The organism is Micromonospora sp. NPDC047467, assembly GCF_040643095.1.
In the GTDB taxonomy this organism is placed as follows: Bacteria; Actinomycetota; Actinomycetes; order Mycobacteriales; family Micromonosporaceae; genus Micromonospora.
This window is the reverse complement of record NZ_JBEYTO010000038.1, coordinates 1-1,152: the sequence shown is the minus strand read 5'-3', so window position 1 is coordinate 1,152 and position 1,152 is coordinate 1. Positions and strand designations below refer to the sequence as shown.

Below are 1,152 nucleotides of genomic sequence, written 5' to 3'. Positions count from 1 at the left end.
CCGCCATCCTCCTCGCCCTGGGACTGTACCTGCTGTGGCGGCTCGTCCGGGCAGTCCCCAACCTGCTGTGGCTGCTCTCCGCCGGGTGGCTGCTCGCCGCCTGGCGGGCCGGTCGGCCGACCCCCACCCCGGCCGACGAGGACGCCCCCGCCGCGCCCAACACGGACGCCGTACGGGCCCTGCTGCTGGAGGCGATGGGAGACGCCGACGCGGTGCACCTCCGCACGGTCCTCGCCCACCTCCAGGAGCAGGGCCACGGGCAGGACTGGACAGTGGGTGACCTTCGGGCCCGTCTGGAGGCCCTGGGGATCCCCGTCCAGCTCAAGGTGAAGGCGCCCGGCAGTAAGGGCCCGACGAGGGGCGTCCGGAGGGCAGACCTGCTCGCTTCTCAGCCGATCGGCGAGGACGCACCCACAGGGCCGTCTACCGCCGTCTGACCTGCGGGTCTACCGGCGCATCTACCGCCGTCTACCGCCGGATCTACCAGCCCATCTACCCCGAGCAGCGCCAACAGTTCACCACCAGCCCGATCAGGCAATGCGTGAGCAGAGCGGCGTCGACCAGCCCGACGAACTGACCTGACGCGACGAGGCCCCGCCTACAGAGGCGGGGCCTCCGCTAAGCCTGCGGCTCCGGCTGCGTCTCCTCCAGCTTTCCTTGCCAGTCAAGCGCCCAACGCACCCCGCCATCATCGGTGAAGAACAGGGTCGGCCGGTTGTTGTCAACCGTAGCCTCAGACCACTGCGGAGAGAGAAAACGAAGCACCCGGCCAGGACCTAGCAGATGGACAGGGAGCGACCTTCGTTCCCCAGGGTTGGGCCCCGAGAACGCCGAAGGCGGGACCTCGTACACCTCCGCCGCTAGGTAGGCCGTGCCGAACCGAACCTCGACATCACGCAGAGGGTCATCACTGCCGTTTCGTATCCTGACTTCCCAGTGGTCATAGCCGACCACATTCCCCTCGCTATCCCACGATCCGCCCTCCACCTGGTAGTTCATATGAACCTGCTTCGCCTGCGCCTCCCTCCGAGCAGCAGCGGCAGCACGTAGCTCCTCGCGCTCCAACGCCAGATTGGCCGACTGCTCCGCGATGAACTGCCGCTGCTCCCTGATCTGCGAGCGCTGGCTCGCCAGTGTCCACACAGCGGCCCC

Annotated in this window: 2 protein-coding genes; one reads left to right on the top strand and one right to left on the bottom strand. The window is 68.4% G+C overall.

Features of this window, described 5'->3' with window-relative positions; translation table 11 throughout:
• On the top strand, nucleotides 1-437 hold a 437-nt coding region (locus ABZ780_RS31765; RefSeq protein ID WP_357488463.1), incomplete at its 5' end, for a hypothetical protein.
• A 181-nt stretch (nucleotides 438-618) separates the two neighbouring features.
• On the opposite strand, the gene ABZ780_RS31760 is transcribed toward ABZ780_RS31765, so the two are convergent.
• A partial coding sequence (locus tag ABZ780_RS31760; protein ID WP_357488461.1) for a hypothetical protein occupies nucleotides 619-1,152 on the bottom strand: 534 nt, incomplete at its 5' end.